Origin of the sequence: Streptomyces sp. NPDC014734, assembly GCF_043083325.1 — a bacterium.
In the GTDB taxonomy this organism is placed as follows: Bacteria; Actinomycetota; Actinomycetes; order Streptomycetales; family Streptomycetaceae; genus Streptomyces.
The window spans coordinates 114,639-135,481 of sequence record NZ_JBIBYN010000011.1 but is presented as its reverse complement, the minus strand read 5'-3'; the positions used below and the strand labels follow the sequence as shown (position 1 = coordinate 135,481).

The following is a 20,843-nucleotide window of genomic DNA, read 5'->3' as shown; positions in this document are numbered from 1 at the left end:
CTCCTGACGACATCACCTGCCGGAACCGACCCGATGTCCGCGCCCGGGGCGGTGACCCGCACCGTATCCCCCTGCGCGTGCGGTGCGGGACGGACGGTTCTGCGGGGGGTCAGGCGAGGGTGACCTCGACGGGCAGTCTCTTGACGCCGTTGACGAAGTTGGAACGGACCCGGGGGACGTCGCCGGTCAGGCGGATGTCCGCCAGGCGGGGGATGAGCTCCTCGAACATGACGCGGATCTCGGTGCGGGCCAGCAGGTTGCCCAGGCACAGGTGGGGGCTGCCCTTGCCGAAGGTGACGTGGTCGTTGTCCCGGCGGGTGACGTCGAAATCGTAGGGGTTGCCGAAGACCTCCTCGTCGCGGTTGCCGGAGGCGAACCACATGACGACCTTGTCTCCCTCCCTGACGTGCTTGCCGCCGAGTTCGACATCGCGGGTGGCGGTGCGGCGGAAGTGGTAGACGGGGGAGGCCCAGCGCAGGAACTCCTCCACCGCGGTGGGAATCAGGGAGGGGTCCTCCTGGAGGCGGGCGAGCTGCTCGGGATGCTGGAGGAGGGCCAGCATCGAGTGCGTGATGGTGTGCCGGGTCGTCTCGTTCCCGGCGACGACCAGCAGCAGGAAGTAGTTGTCGAAGTCCCGGGGGGAGAGCGGCACACCGTCGCGGGGAGTCTCGTTGACCAGCGTGGAGACGAGGTCGGTGCCGGGGCCACCGCGTCGCCGCCGGGCCAGTTCGCGGCCGTACTCGAACACCTCCAGTGCGGCGGGCGAGCGGAACGGCAGGTCGCGGTACCTCTCGCTCTCCTCGCTGTCCAGGAGTACGTCGGCGTAGTCGGGGTCGGTGTTGCCGATGATGCGGTTGCCCCAGTCGATGAGCCGCTGATTGTCCTCGGGGGGCACGTCGAGGAGGCGGGCGAGGACGTTGACGGGGAAGTCGGCGGAGATGTCCTCGACGAAGTCGAAGGAACCCCTGGACAGGGCCGAGTCCAGGGTCGTGACGGTCAGGCCGCGCAGGAAGTCGGCGTAACCGTTGATGACGCCCGCGCCGAACTGCCGCCGCAGCAGGCCGCGCAGCGCGCGGTGGCGGACGCCGTCCAGCTCCAGGATCGAGGCGCGTCTGCCGATCTGGTCGTCGTCCACCTCCTCCAGGTTGACGAACCTCGTGGAGGTGAAGGTCTCGGCGTCGCGGTCGACGCGGGTGATGTCGGCGTGCCGGGTAAGTGCCCAGAAACCGGAGTGGGGGGCCTGTTCGGGCTGCCAGTGGACGGGGTCCTCGCGGCGCAGGGTGTGGAACATGCGCCAGGGGGTCACGCCGTCGGTGCAGTTGTCGAGGTCGGCGAGGTCGATGCCGGCAAGGGGGAGCGGCTCGTGCACGGCCTCGGTCGCGGAGCGGGATGTCGTGGTCATGGGGTGTGCCCTCCTCGGCGTCACAGGTGGTAGGCGTACTCGGTGAACTCCCAGTCGGTGACATGGCGGTGGAAGCGCGCGACCTCGTCGTGCTTGTACGCGAGGTAGGAAGTGGTGAAGTCCTTGCCGAGCACCTCGGTCAGCGAGGTGTCCGCCTCCAGCGCGTCGAGGGCGTCGGGCAGGCTCCTCGGCAGCACGGCGGACCCGACGGCGTCGTAGCCGTAGCCCTCCAGGGGGGCGGGTGGCTCCTCGCCGGCCAGGACCCCCAGCAGCGCCGCCGCGAGCGTTCCCGCGATCAGGAGGTAGGGGTTGGCACCGGCGTCGCCCAGGCGCAGTTCGAAACGCGTGGCCGGGCCGCGCTCCGGGGGAATCCGGACCATGGCGCTGCGGTTGTCGAGGCCCCAGTCGATCAGCCAGGGCGCGAGCGTGTCGGGGCCGAACCGCTTGTAGGAGTTGACGGTGGGGTTGGCAAGTGCGGCGAGCGCGGGCGCGTGGGCGAGGACACCGGCCACCGCGTGGCGCGCGGTGGCGGACAGGCCGTGGGGCGCCGTGGGGTCGGCGAAGGCGTTGCCGTCCTCCTCGTCCGCGCAGGACAGGTGGAGGTGGAACCCGGAGCCGCCGGCGGAGTTGAAGGGTTTGGCCATGAAGGTGGCCAGCCGGCCCTCCTTGCAGGCGAGTTCCTTCACGGCGGCCTTGAAACGGAAGGCGCGGTCCGCGGCCGACAGGGCGTCGGAGTGGGTCAGGTTGATCTCGAACTGCGAGCCGTCGTACTCGTGGTTGCCGCTGCTGACACCGATGTCGAGATCGCGCAGTGTCCGCAGGGTGCGCAGCAGGTGGTTCTCGGGGTCCGCGCGCAGGCCCGCGGTGTAGATGACGCCCCGGGCGTCGCTGTAGCGCTGCCAGCCCCGCGGGTCGTCCGGGGCCGGGTCGCACAGGAAGTACTCCAGTTCCGGGCCCACCACCGGGCGCAGGCCGTGCTCGCCGCACCGGGCGATGACGGCGCGCAACAGGTCGCGGGGGGATTCCGGCGCGGGCAGCCCGGTGGCCGGGTCGGTGACGTCGCCCAGGCAGGTGGCGACCCCGGGTTCCCAGGGAAGGGCGGTCAGGGTGTCCAGATCGGGGTGTACGCAGATGTCGGGCAGGCCGGCGTCGAGGCCGCCGGGGACCCGGACCGTGTCGCCCTGGGGGCTGGTGTGGTACACGGCGCGGCAGAAGGCGAGCCCGTGGTCGCAGGCGGCGGGCAGGTGGTCGAGCAGGACGTCCCGGGCCCGTTCGGTGCCGATGAGGTCGGGATAGGTCACCCGGACCACGTCGATGCCCTCGGCGGCCAGCCGTTCCATGCGGTGGCGGACGGGCGGGGTGTCGGATGCGCTCACCGGTGTCTCCTCGGGGAAGGGGGCGCCCGCAGGGGCTCGGGACGCCGGGGGAGAGGGGAGGGGAGAGCGGCCTCGGACTGCGGGGCGCAGCGGGCCGCGAACTTGTTTGAGGGCAAACGGTATGGAGGGTCGTCACTCCACCGCAAGGGTTCCGGGCCAGAAATCTATCCACCTGGATAGCTATTGACCACCGGTCCGCTCGTTCCTATCTTATTTGGAGTCAAACGAGTTGGGGGCTGTCAGCACCCCCTCCGGCCGGGCCCGGCCCGCGTGATCCGGGCCCCTCTTCCCCTCTCCGACGCTCCCTCAGCACCAGGAGGACCGGCCATGAAGGTCGTCGTCGACATGAACAAGTGCCAGGACCACGGCCAGTGCGTCTTCGCCGCCCCCGACGTCTTCGGTCTGGACGGCGCCGGACGCCTCGTCCACGTCCCCGACCCCGACGACGCGCTGCGCGACGAGGTCGAGGAGGCCGCCGACGTCTGCCCGCTCCAGGCCATCCGGATCGAGGACTGAGGCGTGGGCGCGACCGTCGTCGTGGCCGGTGCCTCCATGGCCGGCCGGCGCGCCGCCGAACCACTGCGCGCCGCAGGCCGGCACGGGCCGATCACCCTGGTCGGGGACGAACCCCACATGCCCTACGACCGGCCCCCGCTCTCCAAGGAGGTGCTGGCCGGCCGGGCGTCGTTCGACTCGCTCGCCCTCCGGCCCCGTGCCACCGTCCACGACGTGCGGTGGCGGCTGGGCACCCGCGTCGTCGGAGCCGACCTCGGCCGCGGGGTCGTCCACCTCGACGACGGCGGGGCACCGCACTACGGCGCGTTCGTGCTCGGCCTCGACGACGTGCGGGTGCTCGACGGCGAACCGGAGGGGGACGTACTCGTCGGCTACCACCGGGCGGGCCGCCTGGTCGGGGTCGTCGCCCTCGGCGGACCGGCCGCCGCCGCTGCCGCCGCCCGCCACCGTGCCGAACTGCCGAAACCGCCCGCCCTCACCGCGTAAGGAACCCCTGCCATGACCACCGTCCGCGGATTCTTCCACCCCAGGACGGCGACGGGCGCCTCGTCGCTGATCCCCTCGCCGCCGTGGCACTACTCCGGCGACCTGCTGACCATCGAGTACCGCACCGATCCGGACCGGGTGCGCGAACTGCTGCCCGAGCCGCTCGGGCTCGCCGACGAGGACCCCGGCGCGGTCGCGCTGATCTGGGCCGACTGGCAGTCCTGCTCCGCCTCGGGGCACGAACTCCTCGACCCGGTGCTCGCCCAGTACAAGGAGGCGTTCGCGGTCGTCCGCTGCACGTACCGGGGGCGGACCTACACCCGCTGCGTGTACATCTGGGTCGACAAGGACTTCGCGATCGCCCGCGGACTGCACCAGGGCTATCCGAAGAAGCTCGGCTCCATCCACCAGACCCGCCCGCACCCCTACGGGCCCGCCCCCCGCATCGGGGCCGGGGCCCGCTTCGGAGCGACCCTCGCCGCCGCCGACCGGCGCCTCGCCCAGGCCGTCGTCACCCTGCGCGAACCCTCCCCGACCCATGGCTTCGTCAACGGCCATCCGATGGCCCACCACCGCCTGCTGCCCTCCGTGGAGACGGGCGGGGGCCTCGCCCTGGACGAGCTGATCGAGTCCGGCGCCGCCTCCTTCGAGGGCGGACAGGCGTGGGTGGGCGACGCCGACCTGGAGCTGTTCGCCTCGCCCACCGAGGAACTGGCCCGGCTGGAGATCCGCGAGCCGATCGCCGCGTACTACCGGCAGGTCGGTGTGGTGTGGGACGGCGGCCGGCTGCTGGAGTCGAACACCTCCGGCACCCAGTGACCCCACCGGACCGCACCGACCGAAAGGAGCCCGAGGACATGAGCGCACACCTGACGACCGTGGCCGGAGTCGCCGTCGACACCCGGCACTTCATCGGCGGCGAACGCGTCGCCTCCGCCGAGACCTTCACCGACCTCTCGCCCATCGACGGCAACACCCTCGCGGAGGTCTCCCGGGGCACCGCCGCGGAGGCCGCGGCGGCCGTCGCCGCCGCCAAGGCCGCGTTCCCCGGGTGGGCCGCCACCCCGCGCGCCGAGCGCGCCCGCATCCTGCGGGGCATCGCCGACGGGGTCGACAAGCGCGTCGAGGAGCTGGCCGCGGTCGAGACCGCGGACAACGGCGCCCTCCTGCGCTCCCACCGCCGCGGCGTCATGCCCCGCGTCGCCCACAACTTCCGCTTCTTCGCGGACCGGCTGGTCGGGCTGGACCACGGGGACTTCACCACCCGCGGCCACACCAACCACGTCAGCTGGGACCCGGCCGGCCCCTGTGTGCTGATCACCCCGTGGAACGCACCGCTGATGCTGGCCACCTGGAAGGTCGCCCCGGCACTGGCGGCAGGCAACACCGTCGTCCTCAAGCCCGCCGAGTGGTCCCCGCTGACCGCCTCCCTGCTCGCCGACATCGCCACCGGGGCCGGACTCCCCGCCGGCGTCCTCAACGTCGTCCAGGGCCACGGTTCCGAGATCGGGGAAGCCCTCACCTCGCACCCGGACGTGCGCCGCATCAGCTTCACCGGGTCCGTGCCGACCGCCCGGCGCATCGCCGCGTCCGCCGCCGCCAACCTCACGCCGCTCAGCCTGGAGCTCGGCGGCAAGTCCCCCCTGCTGGTCTTCGCCGACGCCGACCTGGACCTTGCCGTCGACCTCGCCGTCGAGCAGTACGACAACGCCGGCCAGGTGTGCCTCGCGGCGACCCGCATCCTCGTCGAGGCATCCGTCGCCGAGGAGTTCACCCGCCGTCTCGGCGAGAAGGCGGCAGGGCTGGAGCAGGGCGACCCGAGGCACGAGACCACCGACATCGGCCCCAACATCCACCCCCGGCAACTGGAGAGGATCGACGGCTTCGTGCGGCGGGCTCTCGCGGCCGGTGCCCGCGCGGTCGTCGGCGGACACCGGGGCGAGGGGCAGTACTACGCCCCGACCCTCCTCACCGATGTCGCTCAGGACTCCGAGATCGTCCAGGAGGAGGTCTTCGGCCCCGTCCTCACCCTGCAGACGTTCACGGACGAGGACGAGGCGGTACGCCTGGCCAACGACACCCGTTTCGGCCTCGCCGCCACCGTCGCCACCGGCGACGCCGAGCGCGCCGCACGGGTCGCCGCACGGCTCGTCGCCGGAACCGTCTGGGTCAACTGCTTCTTCGTCCGTGATCTCCGGGCGCCCTTCGGCGGCTCCCGGCACTCCGGCGTCGGACGCGAGGGCGGCACCTGGAGCTTCGACTTCTACTGCGACGTGAAGAACACCGTCACCGCACCGAAGGGGTTCGAGGACCATGGGTGAGATCGTCGGGGCGGGCCTGCTCGCCCATGTCCCCACCATCGTGCTCCCCGAGGAGACCCGGCTGGAACTCAACGAGGGCAAGGAGGTCACCCTCGTCACCGGCCTGAGGCAGCTGCGCCGGGAGGTCTTCGAGCGCGACGACTACGACACCGTGGTCGTCCTGGACTCCCACTGGGCCACCACCGTCGAGTTCGTCGTCACCGCGCAGCCCCGCCGGGCCGGCCTGTTCACCTCCGAGGAACTGCCGCGGGGCATGTGCCGCATGCCCTACGACTTCCCCGGCGACCCCGAACTCGCCGGCAACATCGCCTCGTTCGCCGACCGGCACGGCACCTGGATCACCCCGATCGACGACGAGTACCTGCCGGTCTACTACGCCACGATCAACCTGTGGAAGTACCTCGGGGAGGGCCTGCCCGGCAAGCGCTGGGTGTCCATCGGCGTCTGCCAGACCGGCGACATGGAGGACCATCTGCGCCTGGGCCGCGCACTGGCCGACGGCATCGCCGCCACCCCCGGCCGTCGTGTGCTGCTGATCGCGTCCGGCGCGCTGTCGCACACCTTCTGGCCGCTGCGCGAGCTGCGCGACCACGAGGCGAGCGACCCGGTGCACATCTTCACCCCCGAGGCCCGCGAGGCCGACCGCCGGCGCATCGACTGGTTCGAGCGGGGCCGCCACGACAAGGTCCTCGACACCATGGACGAGTTCTGGAAGTACAGGCCCGAGGCGAAGTTCTTCCACTACCTGATGATGGCCGGTGCCCTCGGCGGGCACGCGTGCACCGCCAGGGGCCGCCGGTACGGCGCGTACGAGAACTCCATCGGCACCGGCCAGGTCCTCCTCTGGTTCGACCGCCCCGAGGGCGGCTGGACCGGCGCCCGCCCGCACATGTCCGCCACCCCGCAACCGACCGTCTAGAGAGGTCCGTCATGCCCGAGTACCGCCGTGTCCTTCTCGACGGCGCCGCCGTCCAGGTCACCGTCGACGGGGACGAACTGGTCTCCGGGGACGGGCGCCGCGTCGGCGCCGCCGACGCGCGGCACCTGCCGCCGGTCCTGCCGTCCAAGGTGATCGCCGTCCACCTCAACCACCGCAGCCGGGTGGAGGAGTTCCGCATCGGCCTGCCGGACACCCCCACCTACTTCCACAAGCCGACATCCGCGCTGAACGCACACGGGGGCGCCGTCGTCCGGCCCGAGGGCTGCAAGTGGCTCAACTACGAGGGGGAGGTCGCGATCGTCATCGGCAGGACCGCGCGCAACATCTCCCCGGCCGAGGCGGGCGAGTACATCGCCGGCTACACCGTGGCCAACGACTACGGCCTGCACGACTTCCGCGACACCGACGCCGGGTCCATGCTCCGGGTCAAGGGCTCCGACACCCTGTGCCCGCTCGGCCCCGGCCTGGTCACCGACTGGGACTTCCGCGGCAAGCGACTGCGCACCTACGTCAACGGACGGGTGGCGCAGGAGGGTTCGACCGACGAGATGACCTGGGACATGCACTACCTCGTCGCCGACATCGCCCGCACCATCACGCTGTACCCCGGCGACGTCCTGCTGTCCGGCACCCCGGCCAACTCCCGCCCGGTGCGGCCGGGCGATGTCGTCGAGGTCGAGGTCGAGGGGCTCGGAAGACTCACCAACCACATCGTCACCGGCCCCACGGCCGTCCGCACCGACATCGGCGCCCGGCCGACCGAGTCGGAGGAGGTCCTTTCCACCGCGCTCGGCGGCGACTGGGAGTTCCGTGGCATCAGGCCGCCGAAACGCTGACCGGAGTGCCGCCGGTAAGGTCGTCGGCATGACCGACCCCGGGAACCCCGACGGCGGGCGCCGCGGCCGCAAGCGCGTCACGCACTACGGCACGGGACGGATCGCCCTGCTGGACGCCGCCGTCCGGGTGGTGGCCCGCGGCGGTCTGCGCAAGCTGACCTACCGGGCCGTCGCCGAGGAGGCGGGAGTCACCCACGGGCTGGTCGTCCACCACTTCGGATCCCGCGACGCGCTCATCGAGGAGGCCGTCGACCACGCACTTTGTGCCTCGCTCCGTGTCAGCGTCCTGGACGGCGGCACGGGCAGGGCGCAGGACTTCGCCGCCGGACTCGGGGAGATGGTCGAGTCCGGGCCGGACGTCCAGGCGTTCCAGTACGAGCTGATGCTGGAGGCCCGGCGCAGGCCGGAACTGCTGCCGAGCCTGCGTGCCCTGTACGAGGAGTACTTCGCCGCCGCCCGGCGCGATCTCTCCCGGATCCTCTCCCGGCCGGTCGAACCGGCCCTGTCCCGGCTGGTCTTCGCGGCGCTGGAGGGGCTCGTGCTGCACCAGCTCGTCTTCGGCGAACGCGCGGTGACCGACGAGGCGCTGGCGCAGCTCGGAGCGCTGCTGGACGGGGCTGCCCGGGGCGCGGCGGAGACCGGGGCCCCCGAGGACGCGGCAGGGAGCTGAGCCACCCCGGCCGCCGGTGCGAGGGGGTGGCCGGTCACCCGGATCACCGGGGCGCGGGGGATTCTCCGGCGGCTCGGTTCCCCACGCCCCGCCCCTTGTCGAACGGATAGTTCGCGCACCACGATGAGGCAATTCGTTTGGCTCCAAACAAACTCGCTCCTCCCCTCTCTCCTGGCAGGTGATCCGAGTGGACAGCGATACGGTCTCCACGGAGCGGACCGTACGGGACGCCCCCGCCGCCGCCGTACTCAAGCCCAACGCCCTGGGATGGTGGTCCCGTTCGCCCTGTTCGGCAAGGACCCGGTGGTGCACCTGTTCTCCTGGTTCCGCGGCCTCGCGGTGCTGGCGATGATGCTGCTCTACCTGCTGGCATCCCTCTCGGTGATCGTCTTCTTCCGCCGGGAACGCCATGACTCCCGGCCGTGGAACACCCTGATCGCCCCGGCCCTGGGGGCACTGGGACTCGCGGGCGCGGTCCGGCTGATTCCCGCCAACTTCACCACGCTGACCGGAGGGGACCCGGGCACGGCCGTCGGGCTGGTGGTGTCGGTCCCGCCGGTCATGTCGCTGGGGATCGGCGCCGATCGACTGCGCCGCCAGAACGCCGCCCCCGGAAACCGACTGACGCCGCCCCGCGCCGGTCCACCGCCCGCGCCACGCGCACCCCGGTCACCACCCCGCACCCACCTTCCGCCCCGGCTCCACCGCACAGCTCGCACCGTGACGAAACGAGGATTCACCGTGGATGGCACCCTTGACGACTGGATCCGCAGGGCCGGGACACTCCGGTTGCCCGGCGGGCACGTCATCGACGGCCGCGAACACGGCTCGGACGACACCTTCGCCGTTCTCTCCCCGAGAGACGGCCGGGTACTCGCCGAGGTCGCCGACGCGGGCACGGCGGAGGTCGACCTCGCCGTAGCGGCGGCCCGGCGGGCCTTCGACAGCGGTCCCTGGCCGCGGTGGGCGCCCGCCGAACGCGGCCGGATCCTGCTGCGCGTCGCCGACCTGATCGAAGAACGGCGGGCGGACCTCGCCCTCACCGTGAGCCTGGAGATGGGCAAACCGATCAGCGACGCACACGACATCGAACTGCGCGCCCTGATCGCCACCTTCCGCTGGTACGGGCAACTCGCCGACAAGCTCACCGACGGGTCCCCGCACACCGCACCCGACGCGCTGGCCCTCGTCACCCGCGAACCGGCGGGCGTCGTGGGCGCCGTCGTGCCGTGGAACTTCCCCCTCACGCTCGCCGGGTGGAAGGTCGCCCCGGCGCTCGCCGCCGGCTGCACGGTCGTGCTCAAGCCGTCGGAGTACTCGCCGCTGTCGGCCCTGCGACTCGCCGGGATCGCCACCGAGGCGGGTCTGCCGCCCGGGGTCCTGAACGTCGTCAACGGCGACGGACCGGTCGTCGGCCGGGCCCTCGGCCTCCATCCCGACGTCGACGTCCTCGCCTTCACCGGCTCGACCGCCGTCGGCCGCCACTTCCTGCGCTACGCCGCCGACTCCAACCTCAAGCGGGTCTGGCTCGAACTGGGCGGCAAATCACCCAACATCATCCTTCCCGACGCCCCCGACCTGGAGCGGGCCGCCGCCACCGCGGCCTGGGGGATCTTCTTCAACCAGGGCGAGATGTGCACCGCGCCCTCCCGGCTGCTGGTGCACTCCTCCATCGCCGAGCGCGTTGTCGAGGCGGTCGTCGAACGGGCCCGCGCACTGCGGGTCGGGGACCCCCTCGACCCGGCCACCGAGATGGGGGCACTGGTCGCAGAAGGACACCTCGACCGCGTGCTCGGCCACATCCGGGCCGGCGTCGAGGCAGGCGCACGACTGCGCACCGGGGGAGAACGCGCGCTGCCCGGCACCGGGGGCGCGTACCTCCGGCCCACCGTCTTCGACCGCGTCCCCGCGGACAGCGCCCTCGCACGCGAGGAGATCTTCGGCCCGGTCCTTTCCGTTCTCGCCTTCGACGACCTCGACGAGGCGGTGGCCCTCGCCAACGCCACCGACTACGGACTCGCCGCGGGGTTGTGGACCTCCGACCTGTCCACCGCCCACAAGGTCTCACGGGCACTGAGAGCCGGCACCGTCTGGGTCAACTGCTACGAGGAGGGCGACCTCACGGTGCCCTTCGGAGGCATGAAGCAGTCGGGCAACGGCCGGGACAAGTCCGTCCACGCCCTGGAGAAGTACACCGAACTGAAGACCACCTGGATCCAGTTGTGACGCACCCCCAACGCCCCCTCATCGCCGTCCCGGCCCGCTTCTCCACCTCGGCCTCGGCCCTGCGCCACGCGGCCGAGGCCAACGCCCGCGCACTGATCGAGGCCGTCTGGCGGGCGGGCGGCGAGCCCGCCACCCTCCACCCGCACGCCCCCGGCGGCTCCTGCGACCCGGCCGAGGTCAACGCCCGGCTCGCCCGCTTCGACGGCGTCCTGCTGCCCGGCGGCGGGGACCTGGCACCCCACCGCTACGGGGCCGGCGAGGTGCACGGGAGCGTCTACGACGTGGACGACGAACAGGACGCGTTCGACCTGGAAATCGCCCGGCAGGCACTCGCGCTGCGGCTGCCACTGCTGGCGATCTGCCGCGGCCTCCAGGTGGTCAACACCGTCATGGGCGGGACACTGCACCAGGACATGGGCGGACCGGGCCGGGACCACCGGCACGTGCGGCACCCGGTGTCGCTCGCCCCCGGATCCGCCGTGGCCGCCGCGACCGGAGCCGGCAAGGCCGAGGCGTCCTGCTACCACCACCAGCACGTCGACCGGCCGGGGGACGGACTCGTCGTCACCGCGCGGGCCGACGACGGCACGGTGGAGGCGGTGGAGGCGGCCGGGGCCGGCGGCTGGTTCGTGGCAGTGCAGTGGCATCCGGAGGACACGGCACGCGAGGACCCCGCCCAGCAGCGCCTGTTCGACGCACTGGTCGGGGCCGCGCGCGACGCCCGCTGAGCGGGGGCCGCGCCGCGGCGGTTCAGCCCTTGGACCGTCGGCCGCCCCGCCGCGGCGCGAGTTCGGCCCCCTCCAGCAGCGACCTGCGGCGGTCCTCGCCGTGCTCTTCCACCTGAAGGACCACACGCCGCAGCCCGTCCGCGAGGTCGCGGCACTCCGCGGCGGTCAACTGCGAGGTCACGAAGGCCTCTTCCTCGTTGAACGCGGGAAAGACACGGCGCATGAACTCCTCGCCCTCCGGGGTGAGGGACAGCAGCACGAGCCGCCCGTCGGTGGGGTGGCCCGTCCGCCGCAGCAGCCCGCGCGACTCCAGGGTGCGCGAGACACCGGTGAGGGTGCCCTTCGAGATGCCCGCCTCCTCGGCGACGTGCCGGGTCTCCGATTCACCCCACACCCACACCACCCACAGCACCACGAACGCGGTCCAGGTCAGGTTCGAGCCGCGCAGCACGGAGTTCTCCAGGTGGTGGCGCACGGTGGAGGCGGCCCGGTAGATGTTGGCCACGGCCACCATCTGCTCCCGCCGGACGGGTATGCCGCCCAGCTTGGCCTGCGCGAGCTTCTCCGCTTCGGTGATGGACCGCTGGCCGGGCAAGCGTGCTCCCTGAGTCGGCTGGACAGCACCGGACGGCCCGTCGGCCGGTCCGGTCGTTCGGGAACGAATTGTACGGGCGGCCACCGCCGCGGGGCCGGGAGGCCGCCGCACCCCCCGACGGCGGCAATCCGCCCGCTCGGGCCCGCCCGGCGGCCCGCGGAGCCGTGATCGTGCCCGCTGTCACTCCGAAGCGTTGTCGCGTGCGAACACGATCCGCCCGTCGAGAACGGTGAGGTCGATGTCGAGCCCGGGGATGTCGTGCGGGTCGGTGGCGCGCAGATCGCCGCCGAGAACGCACAGGTCGGCGACCTTGCCGGGTTCGACGGTGCCCTTCCAGGACTCGGCGAAATCCTGCCGGGCGGCGTTGACCGTGTAGGCGCGAAGCGCCGTCTCCAGCGGGACACGCTGCCCCGGGCCGCTCACCCGGCCGGTGGCCTTGGACTCGCGCAGCATCATGGCGGCCACGCCCCGGCGCCAGTCGGGGGCGGTGATCGGGGCGTCGGAGCTGGCACAGACCGCGATGCCCGCCTCCGTCGCCGAACGCACCGGCCACTGGTAGTCCGAGCGCTCGCCTCCCACGACGTCGTCCATCAGATCGGCGATGGTCCATTTGATGGCCGGGTTCATGTTGACGCCGTATCCGTGCGCGGCAAGTTTCTCCAGGCTCTCAGGGGAGGCGAAGTCGCCGTGGATGACGTAGTGCCGCGCGTCGGGGCGCGGGTGGGCACGGTCGGCGGCGACGAAGGCGTCGGCCACGGCGTCGATCGCCCGGTCGCCGGTGACGTGCACCCCGAGCTGGTACCCGGCGGCGTGGGCGACCCGGATCATCTCGGCGAGTTCGGCCTCCTTCAGGCCGGCGTCCGCGCCGTGCACGCACAGTCCGCCGTGACCGCCGCCCGTGTACGGTTCGCGCATCCAGGCGGTCTCGTTGGGCGGTACACCGTCGGCGAACACCTTGACACCGATGACCGCCAGACGCGCCGGGTCCACGTCGTCCGGTACGGCGAGGCCGCGCAGGCCGTCGGCGACGTCGGACGCCGAGCCGCCCATCGGCGCGGGCAGCAGCAGCACCCGTACGCGCGAGGCGAGCTGCCCGGCCCGGGCCAGCTCGACGTATGCCTGGAGCGTTCCGGTGTCGAGGCCGCCACCGAGGATCTCGGCGCCGCCCGGGCCCAGCCCCGGTTCCGTGTAGCTCGTGATGCCCTCGGCGTGCAGCGCCGCCACGGCGGCCCGGATCGCCGCCTTGCGCTGCGCCACGGTCGCGGGCGGGACGAGTCCCTGCACGAGTGCCTGTGCCGCCTCCTTGAGGATGCCGGTGGGCTCCCCGGCGGCATCGGTCTCGATGACCCCGCCGGCCGGTGGCTCGCTGCCGCGCGTGATCCCGGCGCGTTCGAGCGCCCTGGAGTTCACCCAGGCCATGTGGCCGGAGAAGTCGGTGAGACAGACCGGGTGGTCGGGGGCGACGGAGTCCAGGTCGCCGCGCCCGGGCCGGCGGGACCCGTCGGCCCGGCATTCGGCGAGGTAGCCGACGTCCCATCCGAGGCCGGTGATCCACTGCCCGGCCGGTGTCGTGGCCGCGGCCCGGCGCACCGCCCCGGCGATGTCCGCGATCGACCGGACGTCCGGATGCCCGAGGCTCAGCGCGAACGGCGGCCGGGTCAGCGCCCATGCCGCGCCGTGCAGATGGGAGTCGTTGATCCCCGGCAGCACGGTCCGCCCGGCGAGGTCGATGACGCGTGTGTCCGGTCCGGCGAGTGCGCTGATCTCCGCGTCGCTCCCCACGGCGAGGATCCGGCCGCCTCCCACGGCCACCGCCCGGGCGACGGAGAACGCGTCGTCGATGGTCAGCACGTCGCCGCCGGTCAGGATGAGGTCCGCTGTCGTTGGCATCGACGACCTTTCTTGCCGAGGAAGAAAATGGAAGGGACGGCGGGGGACGCGCCCGGGCGGGGCGGGCCGGCGCGCCGACCGCGGTGGCCGCCGGGGCGGTGCCGCCCTGCGGCGCCGTCGGCCGCCCGCATATTATTTGAATCCAAACTTTATGCCGGGGTGCCGGGACCGGCAAGGGGTTCCGGCCGCCCCGGCGTCGTCCGGTCGGGACACGTCGACGGCCCGACGCGGGTCAGAGGCCGAGTACACGCCTGAGCCATGACAGGCGTGCCGCCAGGGCGGCCCGGGTCACCTCGTGCTCGGGGGCGAACACGTCGAACCCGTGGAACGCCCCCTGCCAGATGTGCAGTTCGGCCCGGCCCCCGGTGGCCCAGATGCGCGAGGCGTAGGTCACGTCCTCGTCGCGGAACAGTTCCGCGCTGCCCGCCTCGACGAACGCGGGCGGAAGGCCCGACAGGTCACCGGCCCGGGCGGGGGCGGCGTACGCGGACACATCGGCCGCGCCGCCGCCCGCCCTCCCGCCGAGCAGCGCCCGCCACCCCAGCAGGTTCATCGCGCGCTGCCAGGTGCCCAGGCCGTCGTACTGGTGGCTGGAGACGGTGGTGTTCCTGTCGTCGAGCATCGGGCACAGCAGCAACTGCCCCGCCGGGCGCGGCCCGCCCCGGTCGCGCGCCAGCAGGGCCACACCCGCCGCGAGGCCGCCTCCGGCGCTTCCGCCCATGACGACGACGCGCCCGGGGTCCACGCCGAGTTCCGCGGCGTGCTCCGCCATCCAGCACAGACCGGCGTAGCAGTCCTCGACCGGGGCCGGGTCGGGGTTCTCGGGGGCGAGACGGTACTCGACGCTGACGGCCACCACACCGAGTTCCTCGACGAGACCGGCGAGGCGCGCCGTGTCCTGGTGACGGTGACCGCTGATCATGCCGCCGCCGTGGATGTTGTAGAGCCCCGGGACCGGGCCCTCGGGGCGTCGCGGACGCAGCACGGTGATGGCGAGGTCCGGGGCGCCGTCCGGCCCGGGAACCGTGAGCTCCTCGGCGTCGATCTCCCGTCCGCCGATGACCTCGGCGACGGACGGCACGGGGACGGCCGAGGCGGAGGCGCGCATCGCCTCGACCGTTCCGGGAGACGGGGCCGCGGCCCCTCTCCCGTGGAGCATGGCTTCGAGCACGGCGTTCAGAGCCGGGTCGAAGGGAACCGGGACGACGGGCATGGTTCTCCTGTTCTCGCGTGGGCGGATCAGCGGGGGGCGGCCGAAGGCGCGGTCGCGGTCACCCCGGCGGTGCGAAGGCGAGCGCCCGCGCCGGATTGGCGACCATGATCAGGCGGATCGCCTCCTCGCTCACCCCGAGGCGGCGCAGGGCGGGCAGGAAGTACCGGGGGATGTAGTCGTAGCCCTTGCCGCCGTACTTCTTGAGCTGGATCTTCTGGCACACGTCGTGGCCGAGCAGGATCTGGTCCGCGTATCCGCGCTCGACGAGTTCGGCGATGCCCCGGGCGACCTTGTGGTCGCTGGTGAGGAACAGGTGCCCCCAGGGGCTGCCGGGCGAGGCCAGGAAGTCGAACTCGACGAAGACGCCCCGGGCGAGGACGCGTTCGCCGAACGCCGGGTCCGCGAGGATCTCCGTGCCGTGGCCCAGCACGACGTTGGACGGCGCGACGCCCTCCTCCGCGAGGATGTCGAGCACCCGGAACTTCTCCTCGCCGACACCGCCGACGTGGAAGGTCACGGGGGCGCCCGTCAGCCTGCCGGCGCGTCCGCTCGCGCGCACGCTCTTCAGCTCGTTGTCGGTCAACGGCACGGAGTCCGCGCCGACCTCGCCGATGACGCCCGACCGGATGCCGGTGCCGTCGGCCCCGATGACGATGTCGCGCACGATGGTGTCGGCGAGTTCGTCGACGTCGCGCCCGTCCATGTCCGCCGGGTGGAACGCGGGGGTGTACCAGCCGCCGCCCATGACGACGTGGAGCCCGCTCGCCCGGGACAGCCGCAGCAGCGACGCGGGGTCCCTGCCCAGGCCGGCGGGGGAGACCTCGACCACGGTGCCGCCCCCGCAGTGGGCGAAGGCCAGCACTTCGGCGAGCATCTCGTCGAAGTCGTCGAGCCTGTCGTTGTCCGCGTTCGGCCGTCCGTGGCGGGTGCGTGCGAGGGTCGCGAGCGTCAGCGGCTCGGCGGCCTCGGGCGCGTCCTCGCCCGGGCGGTGGAACCGCGGCGGCCGGCGCAGGTCGACGAAGACGTGCTCGTGCATGAGCACCGGTCCCAGCGCCGACGGGTCCACGGGGCCCGCGACGGTGAGCACCTTGCCGGCGATGTCCGGGATCTCGAAGGGGTGGCGGCTCACCGGTCCGCCCCCGGGGCCGGGACGGTGAGCAGCCGCCGCGGGTTCGTCACGGTGACCGTCTCGACGAGGGCCTCGTCGGCCCCGAGCATTCTCAGGTACGGGACGAACTGCCGGAGGACGAAGCCGTATCCGCCGCCGCCGTGGGCCAGCAGCTGCGACTTGGCGCGGACGCCCTGGGACAGCAGTACTCGTCCGGCGTGGCCCCGGCGGGCGAGTTCGAGCACGGCCGCGGCGACATCCTGGTCGTCGCGGACACTGAGCACCGAGGGCAGTCGGCCGATCCCGTCGAACTGCACGAACACCCCCCGCTCCAGGAGCGGTTCGAGGGCGTCGGGGCGCGGGGCGAGCGCGTCGCAGTGTCCGACGGCCACACGGGAGAGATCCGCGCCCTCCCCGGCGATCAGATCGAGCGCGCGCCGCTGGGTTTCGGGGTCCTCGCAGCGGTCGACCGACAGGGGGGCGCCGGTGGCGGCCGAGGCCCGTGCCGCCGCGACGAGGAGGGCGCGCTCGGCGGGTTCGCGCGGATCCAGCTCCGGCAGTGCGCCGATGATCCCCGCACGCACGCCGTCCACGCCCTCGGTGAGGTCCCGGACGATCTCCTCGGTGAGGCGCCCCGGATCGCGGTCGGCCGGCCCGTCGGTCCAGGCCGGGTGATGGCGCCCGCTCCCCATCACGATGTTGAGGCCGGTCGCCGCCGAGATCCGGCGCAGACCGGCCGGACGGCGGGCGAGCGGGGCGGTGGTGGCGTCCACCAGTGTGCCGCCGCCGGCGCGGGCGAAGGCGGTGGCCTCGGCGGCGGCGAGTTCCTCGTCGTCGAGCAGCCAGTCGTCCCTGTTCGGCGCCCCCATGCCCACCTCGCCGAGCAGTTCCATGGTGAGCGGGGCCCGGTAGAACCGCAGCCGTTCGGCGCGGGTGGGGCGGGCCCGCCCGGTGGTCGCCCAGGACTCGGGGGTGTCGTGGCGCGGGGCGAAGTCGCCCAGGAGGTGTTCGCGGGGAAGCACCGCGCCGAGCGCGTCCGGTGCGACCTCGCCGGTGACGGTGACGACCGTCTCCCGCGGTGCCCGCGCGCCCCCCGGCGGGTGTGCCGCGGCTGTGGTCGGGTCAGTGGTGGACATACGGTCAACGTAACAGATGAGATCTGTAATCGTATATGATTCTGCGGTGAAAAAGCCCCACCGCCCGCGAGGGGTCGCGGTGCGGCGGGACGCGGAGCCGGAGCCGGTTCAGTCGGCCTGTGGCGTGCCGTGGGCGTCGTGCAGCGCGTCGGCGGTCGCGATCTTGTGGGCGCAGGCGACCCGTTCGACCTCCCGCGCCGTGGCGCCCGTCTCGATCAGTTCCAGCAACCGGTCGTGTTCCGTGACCGAGCGGCGGGCCCGGCCGGGGACGTAGGTGAACGTCGAGCGGCGCATGTGATCCAGCCGTGCCCACTCCGCCTCCAGCAGCGAGACCAGGTGCCGGTCCGGGCAGTGCTCGTAGAGGGAGAAGTGGAACTCCCGGTTGAGGGCGGTGAAGGACGCCGGATCGAAATCCTCCAGCGCCTTGATCATGCGGGTGTTGATCTTCCGCGACCGCTCGATGTGCCGCGCCGTCATGTGCGGCGCGCAGATCGCGGTCGCGTACCCCTCCAGCCGGGCCAGTACCTGCAGCGAGTGCTCCACCTGCGTGGCGTCGAAGACCGCCACCCGTGCGCCGATGTTGCGCACCACCTCGACGAGCCCGTCCGACTGCAGTCTGCGCAGCGCCTCGCGCAGCGGGATCGTGCTGACCCCGGTCTCCCGTGCGAGCTGGCTGAGGACCAGCCGGAAGCCCGGGCCGTAGGTCCCGTCCAGGATCCGCGAGCGCAGCAGCTCGTAACTGACCTCGGCTTTCGACCCCTTGGCCCCGGTCTGCTTCTGCGTGGTGCTCATCGCTGTCCCCTCGTCCTGGTCCGGCCGGCCGCGGCGCGGCCCCGGAACTGTACGCGGTCGACGGCCGGTGGCGCGTCGACGCCGTCCGCGGCGCGTCCGGTCCTGCGCGCGGTCACCGGGCGAGGACCTCCAGCACCGTGCGACGGAAGGCGGCTCCGGTCAGGGCGTCCAGATGGCCGCCGGGCACCGAGGTCAGCTCCGCCCCGTCGACCAGGCCGACGATACGCTCGATGCCCCGGGTCAACACATCGTCCTCGCCGACGACGAAGACCGGTGGTGTCGGCCCGGCCCAGCCGCGCGGGGCGAAGGGGGTGCTCCGCAGCCCCTCGACGCACAGGGCGAGGCCGGCCGCCCGCTCCCCGTGGGCGCGCACCATGCCGGCGATCGCCGAGGTGAACGGATCGGCGGGTTCGGTGCCGTCGGCGACCGCGCGGCGCAGCGCTCCGACGTCCACCGCCTCGAACGGTTCGGCGGGGCCGAGCCCGCCGAGAACGGCCCGGCGCACCCGGCCGGGCGCCGCGTCGGCCAACTCCCACAGCAGCCTCGCGCCCAGGGAGTAGCCGACCGCGTCGAACGCTTCGGCGCCCGCCTCGTCCAGCGCCGCCAGCAGCGTCGCGGCCAGCGACGGTGCGTCCGCCCCGGCCGCCGCGGAGGGCGCGGGGCTGTCCCCGTGCCCGGGCAGATCGGGCACGATCACGGCCCGTCCGGCATCGGTCAGCGCCCCGACGATCCCGGTTTCGACCCAGTCCCTGTTCCCGTCGGAGCCGAAGCCGTGCAGGAGCAGCACCGGCGGCGCGTCGGCCGGCCGGTCGGGGGCGGATGTTCCGGGAGCGAACGTGCGTACGTACGGACTGGTTCGACCTTGCATCGGGTGCGCACTCCTCACAGGGGATTTCGTTGTTCTCGGCACTGCCCTCCGCTGACGCGACTGTCTTCGCAGTGCCTCTTTCATTCTAGATCATGCATGATAGCGTATACGATTATTGAGGCGGTCGGCCACCGCGACGCACCAGGTCCCCGGTGCGGGGAAACGCCGCCGCCCGTGCCGGACGGCCCCGCTCACACCGGTGGCGACCGGCCACCGCCCCTCCTCGACAAGCGCCTGACGTCGCTCACGCCCCAGGAGAAATCCCATGCCGCACCCGCTGGGAACCCAGCCGTCGAAGATCATCGCCGTCCACCTCAACTACCCCTGCCGGGCGAAGGAGCGCGGTCGCGTCCCCGACCGGCCGTCCTACTTCCTCAAACCCCCCTCCTCCCTCTCCGGCACCGGCGACGCCCTCGTACGTCCGGCCGGCTGCGAACTCATGTCCTTCGAGGGCGAGATCGCCCTCGTCATCGGCCGCCGCGCGCACCGGGTCACCCCCGAGCGGGGCTGGAGCCACGTCGCCTGGGTGACCGCGGCGAACGACGCCGGCGTGTACGACCTGCGATACGCCGACCACGGCTCCAACCTGCGCTCCAAGGGCGCCGACGGCTTCACCCCCCTCGGCCCCCGGCTGCTGGACGCCACCCGGCTCGACCCCGCCGCGCTGCGGCTGCGCACCTGGGTCAACGACGAACTGGTCCAGGACGCCGACACCGGCACGCTGCTCTTCCCGTTCGGCACACTGATCGCCGACCTCTCCCGGCTCGTCACGCTGGAGCCGGGCGACGTCATCCTCACCGGGACCCCGGCCGGCGCCTCCGTCGTCGTGCCCGGCGACGTCGTCGAGGTGGAGGTCCGCGGCCGGGACGGCGAACCGTCCGGCGGCCGACTGCGCAACACGGTGACGGACGCCGCCCACGACCTTGCCGAATGGGGCGCCATGCCCCGCGTCGACGCCGCACTGCGTGCCGACGCCCGGGGCCCCGGCCACGTCGCCGGACCCGCCCTGGACCGGGACATCGCCGACGCGCTGCGCTCCCTCGCCACCGCCACCCTCAGCTCCCAACTGCGCAAGCGCGGCCTGCAGCACATGACGATCGACGGGGTGCGACCCACCCGCCCCGGCGACAGACTGGTCGGATCCGCGCACACCCTGCGCTACCTGCCGCTGCGCGAGGACCTGTTCCGGAAGTACGGCAACGGCATGAACGCCCAGAAGCGCGCCGTCGAGGAACTGCGCCCCGGCCAGGTGCTCGTCATGGACGCCCGCCGCGACCCCACCGCCGGCACCATCGGCGACATCCTGGCCCTGCGGGCCATGAAACGCGGCGCGGCCGGCATCGTCACCGACGGCGGCCTGCGCGACAGCGCCGCGGTCGCCGCCCTCGACCTGCCCACGTACTACGCCGCCGAGCACCCGGCCGTCCTGGGCCGCCGTCACATCCCCTGGGACACCGGCACCCCCGTCGCCTGCGGCGGAGCACTCGTCCAGCCCGGCGACATCCTCGTCGGCGACGCGGACGGCGTGGTCGTCGTCCCGCCGGACCTGGCCGCGGAACTCATCGCCGACAGCACCGAGCAGGAACTGCAGGAACGCTTCATCGCCGAACAGGTGGCGGCGGGCGAGCCCGTCGAGGGCCTGTACCCGCTCGGTCCCGCCCGGCACGCCGCCTACCGGCAGTGGCGCGACACCCGCCACTGACCACTCCCGCCCCCATCCGCCCCACCCACCGGAGCAGT

General features: G+C 72.9%; 18 protein-coding genes and 1 pseudogene. 10 read left to right on the top strand and 9 right to left on the bottom strand.

Going from position 1 to position 20,843, the window contains the following annotated elements; all coding sequences use genetic code 11:
* Positions 1-109 precede the first annotated feature (109 nt).
* Complete coding sequence (locus tag ACF1CT_RS19460; RefSeq protein WP_391785107.1) at positions 110-1,402, bottom strand: cytochrome P450; 1,293 nt, start codon at positions 1,400-1,402, stop codon at positions 110-112.
* A gap of 20 nt (positions 1,403-1,422) precedes the next feature.
* Positions 1,423-2,778: a glutamine synthetase family protein gene (locus ACF1CT_RS19455; protein ID WP_391785106.1), complete on the bottom strand. Its 1,356-nt coding sequence runs from the start codon at positions 2,776-2,778 to the stop codon at positions 1,423-1,425.
* A gap of 327 nt (positions 2,779-3,105) precedes the next feature.
* Here ACF1CT_RS19455 and ACF1CT_RS19450 point away from each other — a divergent pair, with 327 nt between their 5' ends.
* From ACF1CT_RS19450 to ACF1CT_RS19410, 9 genes and pseudogenes are all read left to right on the top strand, one after another.
* Positions 3,106-3,294, top strand: a complete 189-nt coding sequence (locus ACF1CT_RS19450) for a ferredoxin (protein WP_391785105.1) — start codon at positions 3,106-3,108, stop codon at positions 3,292-3,294.
* 3 nt (positions 3,295-3,297) lie between these two features.
* Positions 3,298-3,609, top strand: a pseudogene (locus tag ACF1CT_RS19445) (FAD-dependent oxidoreductase); the annotation flags it as partial.
* A gap of 183 nt (positions 3,610-3,792) precedes the next feature.
* Positions 3,793-4,599: an acetoacetate decarboxylase family protein gene (locus tag ACF1CT_RS19440; RefSeq protein WP_391785104.1), complete on the top strand. Its 807-nt coding sequence runs from the start codon at positions 3,793-3,795 to the stop codon at positions 4,597-4,599.
* A 38-nt stretch (positions 4,600-4,637) separates the two neighbouring features.
* Positions 4,638-6,101: an aldehyde dehydrogenase family protein gene (locus ACF1CT_RS19435; protein ID WP_391785103.1), complete on the top strand. Its 1,464-nt coding sequence runs from the start codon at positions 4,638-4,640 to the stop codon at positions 6,099-6,101.
* Positions 6,094-7,020, top strand: a complete 927-nt coding sequence (locus ACF1CT_RS19430) for a 3,4-dihydroxyphenylacetate 2,3-dioxygenase (protein ID WP_391785102.1) — start codon at positions 6,094-6,096, stop codon at positions 7,018-7,020. The genes ACF1CT_RS19435 and ACF1CT_RS19430 overlap by 8 nt, the downstream gene beginning before the upstream one ends.
* Positions 7,021-7,031: 11 nt before the next feature.
* On the top strand, positions 7,032-7,877 hold the full coding sequence (locus tag ACF1CT_RS19425) for a fumarylacetoacetate hydrolase family protein (RefSeq protein ID WP_391785101.1): 846 nt from the start codon (positions 7,032-7,034) through the stop codon (positions 7,875-7,877).
* 28 nt (positions 7,878-7,905) lie between these two features.
* A complete protein-coding gene (locus ACF1CT_RS19420; protein ID WP_391785100.1) occupies positions 7,906-8,547 on the top strand; it encodes a TetR/AcrR family transcriptional regulator in 642 nt (213 codons plus the stop codon).
* Between the two features lie 741 nt (positions 8,548-9,288).
* A complete protein-coding gene (locus ACF1CT_RS19415; protein ID WP_391785217.1) occupies positions 9,289-10,773 on the top strand; it encodes an aldehyde dehydrogenase in 1,485 nt (494 codons plus the stop codon).
* Positions 10,770-11,501, top strand: a complete 732-nt coding sequence (locus tag ACF1CT_RS19410; RefSeq protein ID WP_391785099.1) for a gamma-glutamyl-gamma-aminobutyrate hydrolase family protein — start codon at positions 10,770-10,772, stop codon at positions 11,499-11,501. The genes ACF1CT_RS19415 and ACF1CT_RS19410 overlap by 4 nt, the downstream gene beginning before the upstream one ends.
* Positions 11,502-11,523: 22 nt before the next feature.
* On the opposite strand, the gene ACF1CT_RS19405 is transcribed toward ACF1CT_RS19410, so the two are convergent.
* From ACF1CT_RS19405 to ACF1CT_RS19375, 7 genes are all read right to left on the bottom strand, one after another.
* Complete coding sequence (locus ACF1CT_RS19405) at positions 11,524-12,096, bottom strand: MarR family winged helix-turn-helix transcriptional regulator (RefSeq protein WP_391785098.1); 573 nt, start codon at positions 12,094-12,096, stop codon at positions 11,524-11,526.
* 180 nt (positions 12,097-12,276) lie between these two features.
* Entirely contained in the window at positions 12,277-13,986 is a 1,710-nt protein-coding gene (locus ACF1CT_RS19400; RefSeq protein WP_391785097.1) for an amidohydrolase, read from the bottom strand.
* Positions 13,987-14,218: 232 nt separating this feature from the next.
* Positions 14,219-15,199: an alpha/beta hydrolase gene (locus ACF1CT_RS19395; protein WP_391785096.1), complete on the bottom strand. Its 981-nt coding sequence runs from the start codon at positions 15,197-15,199 to the stop codon at positions 14,219-14,221.
* Between the two features lie 58 nt (positions 15,200-15,257).
* Complete coding sequence (locus ACF1CT_RS19390; protein ID WP_391785095.1) at positions 15,258-16,328, bottom strand: phosphotriesterase; 1,071 nt, start codon at positions 16,326-16,328, stop codon at positions 15,258-15,260.
* Positions 16,325-17,443, bottom strand: coding sequence for a phosphotriesterase (locus tag ACF1CT_RS19385; protein WP_391785094.1), 1,119 nt, complete (start codon positions 17,441-17,443; stop codon positions 16,325-16,327). The genes ACF1CT_RS19390 and ACF1CT_RS19385 overlap by 4 nt, the downstream gene beginning before the upstream one ends.
* A gap of 108 nt (positions 17,444-17,551) precedes the next feature.
* Positions 17,552-18,235 carry a GntR family transcriptional regulator gene (locus ACF1CT_RS19380; RefSeq protein ID WP_391785093.1) on the bottom strand — a complete coding sequence of 228 codons (684 nt, stop codon included), beginning with the start codon at positions 18,233-18,235 and terminating at the stop codon, positions 17,552-17,554.
* Positions 18,236-18,347: 112 nt separating this feature from the next.
* On the bottom strand, positions 18,348-19,103 hold the full coding sequence (locus tag ACF1CT_RS19375) for an alpha/beta fold hydrolase (protein ID WP_391785092.1): 756 nt from the start codon (positions 19,101-19,103) through the stop codon (positions 18,348-18,350).
* Positions 19,104-19,368: 265 nt separating this feature from the next.
* Between ACF1CT_RS19375 and ACF1CT_RS19370 the strand changes: the two genes are divergently transcribed.
* Positions 19,369-20,805, top strand: coding sequence for a fumarylacetoacetate hydrolase family protein (locus ACF1CT_RS19370; protein ID WP_391785091.1), 1,437 nt, complete (start codon positions 19,369-19,371; stop codon positions 20,803-20,805).
* Positions 20,806-20,843: the final 38 nt, after the last annotated feature.

What these genes read in the sequence shown, in the direction of transcription:
- ACF1CT_RS19460 (WP_391785107.1), bottom strand. Translation starts at nt 1,402, where the DNA reads ATGACCACGACATCCCGCTCCGCGACCGAGGCCGTGCACGAGCCGCTC.
- ACF1CT_RS19430 (WP_391785102.1), top strand. Translation starts at nt 6,094, where the DNA reads ATGGGTGAGATCGTCGGGGCGGGCCTGCTCGCCCATGTCCCCACCATC.
- ACF1CT_RS19450 (WP_391785105.1), top strand. Translation starts at nt 3,106, where the DNA reads ATGAAGGTCGTCGTCGACATGAACAAGTGCCAGGACCACGGCCAGTGC.
- ACF1CT_RS19395 (WP_391785096.1), bottom strand. Translation starts at nt 15,199, where the DNA reads ATGCCCGTCGTCCCGGTTCCCTTCGACCCGGCTCTGAACGCCGTGCTC.
- ACF1CT_RS19435 (WP_391785103.1), top strand. Translation starts at nt 4,638, where the DNA reads ATGAGCGCACACCTGACGACCGTGGCCGGAGTCGCCGTCGACACCCGG.
- ACF1CT_RS19370 (WP_391785091.1), top strand. Translation starts at nt 19,369, where the DNA reads ATGCCGCACCCGCTGGGAACCCAGCCGTCGAAGATCATCGCCGTCCAC.
- ACF1CT_RS19375 (WP_391785092.1), bottom strand. Translation starts at nt 19,103, where the DNA reads ATGCAAGGTCGAACCAGTCCGTACGTACGCACGTTCGCTCCCGGAACA.
- ACF1CT_RS19440 (WP_391785104.1), top strand. Translation starts at nt 3,793, where the DNA reads ATGACCACCGTCCGCGGATTCTTCCACCCCAGGACGGCGACGGGCGCC.
- ACF1CT_RS19385 (WP_391785094.1), bottom strand. Translation starts at nt 17,443, where the DNA reads ATGTCCACCACTGACCCGACCACAGCCGCGGCACACCCGCCGGGGGGC.
- ACF1CT_RS19425 (WP_391785101.1), top strand. Translation starts at nt 7,032, where the DNA reads ATGCCCGAGTACCGCCGTGTCCTTCTCGACGGCGCCGCCGTCCAGGTC.
- ACF1CT_RS19400 (WP_391785097.1), bottom strand. Translation starts at nt 13,986, where the DNA reads ATGCCAACGACAGCGGACCTCATCCTGACCGGCGGCGACGTGCTGACC.
- ACF1CT_RS19420 (WP_391785100.1), top strand. Translation starts at nt 7,906, where the DNA reads ATGACCGACCCCGGGAACCCCGACGGCGGGCGCCGCGGCCGCAAGCGC.
- ACF1CT_RS19380 (WP_391785093.1), bottom strand. Translation starts at nt 18,235, where the DNA reads ATGAGCACCACGCAGAAGCAGACCGGGGCCAAGGGGTCGAAAGCCGAG.